Genomic DNA, 8,651 nt, shown 5'->3' on the forward strand with positions numbered 1-8,651 from the left:
ATGCCAAGAGGAGGAATGCGTTGGTCGTCCAACACAATCAGCCGGGTTCCACGGATCAGTCGGTGATTCGCAACTTCTGTATCATCGCACACATCGACCACGGCAAGTCGACCGTGGCCGACCGCATCCTGCAGTTGAGCGGCATTGTGCCAGAGCGAGAGATGCGCGATCGCTTCCTCGACCGTATGGATATCGAGCAGGAGCGTGGCATCACCATCAAATCCCAGGCCGTGCGCGTGCCATGGACCTTTGACGGCACCGAATACACGCTCGGTATGATCGACACCCCCGGCCACGTGGACTTCACCTATGAGGTGTCCCGCGCACTGGCCGCCTGCGAAGGCGCGGTGCTGCTCGTCGACGCCACCCAGGGCATCGAGGCGCAGACCCTGTCCAATCTGTATATGGCCATCGACCATGATCTGGCCATCATCCCCGTGCTCAACAAAATCGACCTGCCGTCCGCCGAGCCGGACAAGCATGCCGAGGAGATCGCAGGTCTGATCGGCTGCGAGCCGAGCGACGTGCTGCGCGTCTCCGGCAAAACCGGCGAAGGCGTGGCCGACCTGCTCGACCAGATCGTCATGGACGTGCCCGCCCCGCACGGCGACCCCGAGGCCCCCGCCCGCGCGCTGATCTTCGACTCCGTCTACGACTCCTACCGCGGCATCGTCACCTACATCCGTATGGAGGACGGCGAACTGCATGACCGCGAAAAGGTCCACATGATGGGCATTGGCATGACCCACGATCCCATTGAAATCGGCGTGATCAGCCCCGATATGACCCGCACCAAGGCACTCGGTGCCGGCGAGGTTGGCTACATCATCACCGGTGCGAAAGATGTGAGTCAGTCCAAGGTGGGCGACACCCTGACTTCGGCCGTCCGCCCGGCTGCCGAGCCGTTGCCTGGCTATCGCGACCCGAAGCCGATGGTCTACGCCGGTTTGTTCCCGATCGACAACGCCCAGTTCCCCGAACTGCGTGATGCACTCGACAAGCTCAAGCTCAACGACGCCGCCCTGATCTACACGCCGGAAACCTCCGTGGCCCTAGGCTTCGGCTTCCGCTGCGGCTTCCTGGGTCTGCTGCACATGGAAATCGTCAACGAGCGACTCTCCCGCGAGTTCGGCCTCGACCTGATCCAGACCGCCCCGAACGTCACCTACGACGTGACCGCCGAGGACGGCAGCCAGCATCATGTGACCAACCCGAGCGAATTCCCGGACGGCAAGATCAAGAAGATTGTCGAGCCGATGGTTGCCGCCGACATCATCACGCCCAAGGAATTCATCGGTGCGGTGATGGATCTGTGCCAGGACCACCGTGGCATTATGGGCACGATGGAGTACATCTCCACCGATCGTGTCGAGATGCACTACCGCATTCCGCTGGCGGAAATCGTGTTCGACTTCTTCGACCAGCTCAAGTCCCGCACCAAGGGCTACGCTTCCCTCGATTACCATGAGGATGGCGAGCAGTCCGCCGATTTGGTCAAGGTGGACATCCTTATTCAGGGCGAGAAGGTCGATGCGTTCAGTGCCATCGTTCACCGCGATAAGGCGTATTCGTACGGTGTGATGATGACCAAGAAACTGCGTAGTCTGATTCCGCGTCAGCAGTTTGAGATTCCGATTCAGGCTGCGATTGGTTCGCGCATCATCGCACGTGAGAACATTCGTGCGTTACGCAAGGACGTGCTCGCCAAGTGCTACGGCGGCGACATCACCCGTAAGCGCAAGTTGCTCGAAAAGCAGAAGGCTGGCAAGAAGCGCATGAAGATGCTCGGCCATGTGGAGGTGCCGCAGGAGGCGTTCATCGCAGCCCTGTCCACCGGCGAGGACTCCAACGACCGCGACACCAAAGACAAGATTCGTGCCGCTCAGAAGACCGAGGGCTAGTGTTCGAGGTCTACATCCACGTCCCGTTCTGCTTGCGGCGCTGCGGTTACTGCGACTTCAACACCTACACGGCTACGGATCTTGGTGCGGGGGCCTCGCGCGGCAACTATGCCAATATGGTCATTCGGGAAATGAAATTGACCAAGCAGTGGCAGCTCGATCACGGCATCGCGGAGCCGCCGGTCTCCACCGTGTTCTTCGGCGGCGGCACCCCCACAATTCTCGCCGCCCGCGATCTGGTCGCCATGCTCGATGCCGTCCGCAAGATCTGGGGCATCGCGCCCGACGCGGAAATCACTACCGAAGCCAATCCGGACACGGTCAACGAGTATTACATCAATGAGCTCGCTGCCGGCGGCTTCACCCGTGTTTCCTTCGGTATGCAGTCCGCCGTACCACATGTGCTCAAAACCCTCGACCGCACGCATACGCCGGCCAACGTGGCCGCAGGCGTCAATGCGGCGAACAAGGCTGGGCTGCGCTCAAGCGTGGATCTGATTTACGGCGCTCCGGGGGAGAGCCTTGACGATTGGCGCACCTCGGTCACGACCGCCATCGATCTTGGCGTAAACCACATCTCCGCCTACGCATTGACCGTGGAACCCACCACGAAAATGGGCCGTCAAATCGCGGCCGGCACTCTGCCCAAGCCCAATGACGATGACGAGGCCGCTAAATACGAGATCGCTGACGACCTGTTCGCCGCCGCCGGCCTCGAATGGTATGAGGTCTCCAACTGGGCTCGCCCCGGATACGAAAGCCAGCACAACCTCGGCTACTGGCGCAACGTTGATTGGGCCGGTCTAGGGCCAGGTGCCCACTCCCACTACAACGCGGTGACCGAGGCTGACCACCCCCAGTCGGCTTCGCTGACAGCCCCCGCTGGCGGGGGCAAGTCCGAAGCCATTGCCTCTGCCTCAGCTGATGGACAGGCCAACGCCGAACTAGGTATGATCAACGCGCATGGGAACAACTCCCAAGAAATTCATGCCCCCGCTGGCGGGGGTTGTCCGGCGGATGCCGGACTGGGGGTGGTTTCTGTCTCACACGGTCTGCGCAGCTGGGACATCGCGCACCCGCGTTTGTGGGGCACGGCCATCAACGAGAACCGTGTGCCGTGGGCCGATAGCGAGACGATCACTCCCGAGGAAAACCTCGAAGAGCTCATCATGCTCGGGCTGCGCCTGCACGAGGGCCTTGACCTCGACCGCATCAACCGCGCCATCAACGATGCGGGTATGAGCAGCACGCCCCAGACTCTCCGTAATGTTTCCCTTGACCAACTCGCCCCAATGGTCAGCGAAGGCCTGATTACCGTATCCGATAATCATCGAGTGGTGCCCACTCGTCGTGGCCGGTTGCTCAATGACTCGGTAATCGAACAGTTCTTCGATTTCGTCGGTGTATGAGTCGGTGGTATGGTGCGCGGCAGTCGCCATTACCTGTTCGCTAGTTGTGGTTACACCGTCAGAGGGAGCTATTTTTGTTTTACCGGCGGGGGAGGGAACCGCGTAGGACTACGTCCGGGGCGCTTTGCACGTAGATCAGGCGGTTGGCAGTGCCGCCGGTGGCCTCCCCGTCATCGCGGTTGGACAGGATGCTGTCCACGGCGGCCTGGCCCATTTCGGCCAGCGGCAGATGCACGGTGGTCAGTGGCGGAAACACGTCGGCGGAGTAGGGGATGTCGCCGAAACCGGTGACGCCGATTTCCCGACCCGGCTCGATGCCGTTGGCGCGCAACGCGGTCATCGCACCGATGGCCATCACGTCGTTGAGCGCGATGATTGAATCGATGCCTTTGCCGTCGTACAGTGCGCCTTCGCCCGGCTTCAGCAGTCCGGATCGGGCCATTTGCATGACGGCCGCATAGCCGTCGGTACGGCTGAACTTACCATTCGCCACGGCTTTCGGATCCACGGTGATGCCTGCCTCGTCCAACACTTCCATCACGCCGGCCAGTCGTTCTTTGGAGGAGCGATGTGCGTCATCGCCCTTGAGAATCGCAGGGCGCGTATACCCGGAATCGACGATCAGCTTTGCGATGGCGCGCGCGCCGACATCGTTCGCCACGTCCACGGCCGGGAAGGGCAGGTTGCGGTTGAGCACGAACACGGCACGTCCGCCGGATGCTTCGTACTGGGTGAGTTCCGTCTGCAACGCCTGGCGTTCCGGCGCGTCGGTGTATTCACTTTCGGAGATGATGATGCCGCGCGGCCTGGTGGATACGGACTTACGCACCGCCTCCAACTCTTCGTGCGGGGTGGCTGCCACGCCGATGGTCACGGAAATGCCGCGTTCGGCCGCCGCCTTGACCACGCCTTGCGATACGGATGCGAAGTAGGGATCGGAGATATCGGAGACCAGCAGCACGATGTTCGGTGCGGTGCCTTTGGCCACTGCCTGAGCATAGGCGTTGGGGCGATAGTTGAGCTTGGTGGCTGCTTCCATCACCTTGACATACGATTGGTTGCGTACCTTGCGGGTGCTGCCGTTGAGCACGCGGGATGCGGTGGCGATGGAGACTTGGGCTTCTTTGGCGACATCCATCAATGTCGCTGGCGATTGCGCCTTATCGTTCTGTACAGCCACGATCGAATCGATCCTTTTCTTCCCTGAAACGGAAAACGTGTCTAAACGTTTACCGCAACGATATCGCATTTTTGCTTGCAATAGTAGCATTGTGGATTGGAAAGCCTGAATTCTGAACAAAAAAATAATCACGCGAATTACGGAAAACGTTTACCGTTTCGTCGTGTCGTGCGGTATGCTCGAAGCATGACGCGATACTTATGCGCCCCTGACTCCTTCAAAGAGAGCCTGACCGCCATGGAGGCGGCCCGGGCGATGGCTCAGGGGATTGAGAATGCCGACCACGATGCCGAGGTCCGTTGCCTTCCCATGGCCGACGGCGGTGAAGGCACCGCACGCGCGCTTGTCGACGCCACCGGCGGATCGATGCGCGCCGTGCCGGTCCACGACCCGCTCGGCCGGCCTGTCGAAGGCCACTTCGGTCTGCTCGCCGACGGCACGACCGCCGTGGTCGAGACAGCCGAAGCCAGCGGACTGGCACTGCTTGAAGCCAAAGAACGCAACCCGTTGATCGCCTCCTCCTACGGCACCGGCGAACTCATGCTCGCCGCCGTCCGTTCCGGAGCCAAGCGCATCATCGTCGGGCTCGGCGGCAGCGCCACCAACGACGCCGGTGCCGGACTTCTGCAGGCCCTCGGCGTTCGTCTTCTGGACAAGAACGGTAACGACTTGGCACACGGGGGAGCGGCCCTCGCCAATCTGACCACCATCGATATCAGCACGATGGACCCGGCTCTCAAGAACGTCGCCATCACCGCCGCCTGCGACGTGACCAACCCGCTGACCGGCCCCACCGGCGCCAGCGCCGTGTTCGGCCCGCAGAAAGGTGCGTCCAAAGATGATGTCGCCACATTGGACGCCGCCCTCGCGCATTTTGCGCAGGTAATCGACAGCCAGCTCGGCGTTGCCGTGAACGACGTGCCGGGTGCCGGCGCGGCCGGTGGCATCGGTGCAGCGCTGAAGGGCTTCCTAAACGCCGAATTCCGCCCGGGCATCGCCATCGTCATCGAACAATCCGGACTCGATGCGGCCGCGCAATGGGCTGACGTGGTGTTCACCGGCGAAGGCTCCATCGACTTCCAGACCAAGTTCGGCAAGACGCCGGCCGGCGTGGCCGAAACCGCCAAGCGCCACGGCAAGCCGGTCATCGCAGTAGCCGGGCATATTGGCACCGGCATCGATGAGCTGCATGAGGTCGGCATCGACGCGGTATTCGGCATCGCGCCCGGAGCCGCCAGCCTTAGTGAGCTGTTGGCCGATGCGGCCGCCAACGTGACCCGCACCACCGAACAAATCGTACGAACCCTACAACTGTGAGCAGGCTCCCGCTGGCGGGGGCTGGCGGGCTTCGCCCGACTGGGGGGCAGCGCTGAGAACCACCCTCAGTCTCGCTATGCGAGACAGCTCCCGCAGCGGGAGCGAGTACCGGAAAGGAAGACGTGCGCGCCACACTGGGAACCGTGAGCTGCGGCGAACTGACCGCCGTGTATCGCAAAGACAGCGACACCGGCATCGTGGAACTGGTATCATGGATCGTCGACGCGAGCTCGGTCTTGTGACATGATTGGTGGTGATGGAATCAACGATGAGTCCAACAAAACGGCACCGCCTCCCATTGCGCAATATCGCGCGCAATATTACGCAGCGTATTGGCTCTCCGAATGCGTGTCTGCTAAACCTCGTGTTGCTCTATCAGCGAGCTTTCCGACTGCGCAGCTCAGGCAACATCACGACGAACAGGATGACCGCCACAATCGCGGTCAGCAGATCGGCGATGGCCTGCGCGGCGATTACACCCTGATAGCCGGCCAGCCGGGAGCCGACGAACAGGGTAATCGCCAGCATCACACCCTGCCTGCTGATCGACAGCACAAAGGCGCCGACCGCCTTGCCCGCGGACTGGAAGGTGCAGGTCGTGACCATCACGACGGCTACGCACACCAGGCTCAGCAGCTGAACCCGCAGCATGCCGGCGCCCAGCGTGATGATGGTGGCGTCCTCGATGAAGAATCCCATCAGCAGACGGTCGGACAGGCTGAGCACCACGGTCATCACCAGGGCGAACAGGGACAGGAACAGGTAGGAAAAACGCAGAATGCCGCGCAGTCGAGGCATATTGCGGGCGCCGTAGTTGTAGCCGATCAGCGGCTGTGCGCCGAACGCGAATCCCACGAAAACCAGCACCGCGATCATGATGACTTTCAGCGCGATGCCCATCGCGGCCACCGCGTCGGTACCGTAGGGGAGCAGGAACAGGTTGATCATGACGATGCCGACGCTCTGCGTGAGGTTCGTGATCGCCGAGGGGATGCCGATGGCGAGGATGCTCCCGACCTCCCGGGCCGTGACCGCCAGACGCCGGCGCGCGCGGTCGATGACGGTCCGCGGGTCGATGGACAGGTTGCTGCTGTGACGCAGCATGAACCAGACGAAATAGGCGTCGGTGCAGATGTTGGCGATCACGGTGGCACCGGCCGAACCCGCAGCACCCCAGCCGAACCCGTGGATGAACAGGGGATTGAGCACGATGTTGACCGCCGTGCCGGCCACCGAACCGATCATGGACTGCACGGCGTGGCCTTCGGTGCGCAGCAGGTTGGACGGCGTCATCGACACGATGATGAACGGCGAGCCGACGATGATCAGCGTGTAGAAGTCGGAGGCATACTGCCAAGTGTCGTCAGTGGCGCCGAGCAGCGCGAGCATCGGGTCGCGGAACGCCAGGCCCAGCACCAGAATCAGCAGGCCGGTGGCGATGGCGGCATAGAAGCAGAACGCGCTGAGTCGCTTGCCGTCGGCGAACCGGTGTTGGCCGAACAAGCGCGAGATGACCGAACTGCCGCCGAGGCCGAAGATGTCGCCGAGGGCGATCATCACGGTGAACACTGGCGCGGTGAGGGAGACGCCCGCCACCATATCGGTGTTTCCCGTATGCGCGATGAAATAGGTGTCGACCATGTTGTACACCAAGGTGACCAGCATGCTGAGCACCACGGGCATCGCCAGCGAGAAATACGCCTCCGGAATCGGCGCCTTTTCGAAGAGTTCGTTATCCATTTCCGTCCCTTGGTGTTTCGTTCTTCAGTCACTGTGCAGGATGCCGTTCGGCGTGCATCACAGGCATTGTAGAGGCAACAGTGTGGACAACGGGCGGGGGAGTATCTCATGATGCGGTGAGGGCGTTGATGATGACGCATCGTGTATTGGCGGCCGTGTGCATCGTATGTGAACCTGTGCTGGCGCGGCGTACGCACGATGGGAAAAGAAAGAATATATGGACCCCGTTGTCCCGGTTATTGTTCAGTTTTACTGTGTTGAATTATTGCGTTATTCAATTATTGTGGTGTGCCGGCCGATTGCGGCCTGAGGGGGATTGCCTTCGTATGTGTCGTGCAATCTCATGAACGGGATTGTTCGCTAGATTCAGCGAGCGTCCTTGTTGGCGGCGTTGATGATGTCGGCGAACATCTTGGAGTCGGCGTAGCCGGCGCGGGCGATGGCATCCATACCGGAGAGGGCGAGACCGCGAATCATGGAATCCTTGAGAGACATAATCATTACCTTTCGTTTGCGCATCGCCGTGAGCGGCTTTGCGATTGTTGTTTAAGCTTTGTTGTTATGGGGTCCGTGGCTAATCTGATTGGATTGCCGGACCGGAGCCGATGGCTCAGCGAGCGTTCTTGTTGGCTTCGTTGATCAGGTCGACGAGCGTGCTGCTGTTGGCGCGACCGCACTGGCTCATGGAGCTCAGGCCGTACACAGCCAGACCGCGAATCATGGAATCCTTGAGAGACATCATGTTTCCTTTCGTTGGTCAAAACCTTGGGGCTTTGAGTTTTGTTTATCGGCTTCTTTCTGAAACCGGTTTCAGAATAACGCAGTCCGATGACAAACGCAAGGGGACTATTCCGCTCTCGGCGTTTCTGGCGGAATATCGCCGTTCTTTAGATACCATTCGGTAGTTAAGAGGTTGTCTAGTCGACCTTCTGACGGCCTTGTTCTGAGCGTACGGTTTTCACGAGGTATGGCCTCATGTCGCGGAAATCGTACGCTGAGTCGTCGTAAGCGTACGGTTTTCACGAAATGGGGTCTCATCTCGTGAAGAACGTACGCTGAGTCGTCGTAAGCGTACGGTTTTCACGAAATGGGGCCTATCTTCAC

The 8,651-nt window shown here is 60.8% G+C and carries 7 protein-coding genes; 3 read left to right on the forward strand and 4 right to left on the reverse strand.

The window, feature by feature from the left end; genetic code table 11:
- The first annotated feature begins 20 nt into the window (after positions 1-20).
- Both lepA and hemW read left to right on the forward strand, forming a co-directional pair.
- The gene (lepA, locus tag Q5H31_RS05000) at positions 21-1,901 is read left to right on the forward strand and encodes a translation elongation factor 4 (RefSeq protein ID WP_007055521.1); all 1,881 of its coding nucleotides are present in this window, start codon (positions 21-23) and stop codon (positions 1,899-1,901) included.
- A complete protein-coding gene (gene hemW, locus Q5H31_RS05005; protein WP_015713550.1) occupies positions 1,901-3,310 on the forward strand; it encodes a radical SAM family heme chaperone HemW in 1,410 nt (469 codons plus the stop codon). Before lepA ends, hemW begins: the two co-directional genes overlap by 1 nt.
- A 79-nt stretch (positions 3,311-3,389) precedes the next feature.
- Here hemW and Q5H31_RS05010 read toward each other — a convergent pair whose 3' ends face one another.
- Positions 3,390-4,490, reverse strand: coding sequence for a LacI family DNA-binding transcriptional regulator (locus tag Q5H31_RS05010; RefSeq protein WP_015713551.1), 1,101 nt, complete (start codon positions 4,488-4,490; stop codon positions 3,390-3,392).
- 186 nt (positions 4,491-4,676) lie between these two features.
- Between Q5H31_RS05010 and Q5H31_RS05015 the strand changes: the two genes are divergently transcribed.
- Positions 4,677-5,807, forward strand: a complete 1,131-nt coding sequence (locus tag Q5H31_RS05015) for a glycerate kinase (RefSeq protein ID WP_081291469.1) — start codon at positions 4,677-4,679, stop codon at positions 5,805-5,807.
- 375 nt (positions 5,808-6,182) lie between these two features.
- Here the strand turns inward: Q5H31_RS05015 and Q5H31_RS05020 are convergent, their stop codons facing one another.
- The 3 genes from Q5H31_RS05020 to Q5H31_RS05030 all read right to left on the reverse strand — a co-directional run bounded on the left by Q5H31_RS05020 (position 6,183) and on the right by Q5H31_RS05030 (position 8,289).
- The gene (locus Q5H31_RS05020; RefSeq protein ID WP_131221827.1) at positions 6,183-7,547 is read right to left on the reverse strand and encodes an MATE family efflux transporter; all 1,365 of its coding nucleotides are present in this window, start codon (positions 7,545-7,547) and stop codon (positions 6,183-6,185) included.
- A 366-nt stretch (positions 7,548-7,913) separates the two neighbouring features.
- A complete protein-coding gene (locus Q5H31_RS05025; RefSeq protein ID WP_007056674.1) occupies positions 7,914-8,042 on the reverse strand; it encodes a hypothetical protein in 129 nt (42 codons plus the stop codon).
- 115 nt (positions 8,043-8,157) lie between these two features.
- Positions 8,158-8,289 carry a hypothetical protein gene (locus Q5H31_RS05030; RefSeq protein ID WP_015512252.1) on the reverse strand — a complete coding sequence of 44 codons (132 nt, stop codon included), beginning with the start codon at positions 8,287-8,289 and terminating at the stop codon, positions 8,158-8,160.
- Positions 8,290-8,651 lie beyond the last annotated feature (362 nt).

It is taken from the genome of uncultured Bifidobacterium sp. (assembly GCF_959020155.1).
In the GTDB taxonomy this organism is placed as follows: Bacteria; Actinomycetota; Actinomycetes; order Actinomycetales; family Bifidobacteriaceae; genus Bifidobacterium.

Coding starts and splice junctions, on each gene's coding strand:
- Q5H31_RS05015 (WP_081291469.1), top strand. CDS start 4,677: ATGACGCGATACTTATGCGCCCCTGACTCCTTCAAAGAGAGCCTGACC.
- Q5H31_RS05020 (WP_131221827.1), bottom strand. CDS start 7,547: ATGGATAACGAACTCTTCGAAAAGGCGCCGATTCCGGAGGCGTATTTC.
- Q5H31_RS05025 (WP_007056674.1), bottom strand. CDS start 8,042: ATGTCTCTCAAGGATTCCATGATTCGCGGTCTCGCCCTCTCCGGTATG.
- Q5H31_RS05030 (WP_015512252.1), bottom strand. CDS start 8,289: ATGATGTCTCTCAAGGATTCCATGATTCGCGGTCTGGCTGTGTACGGC.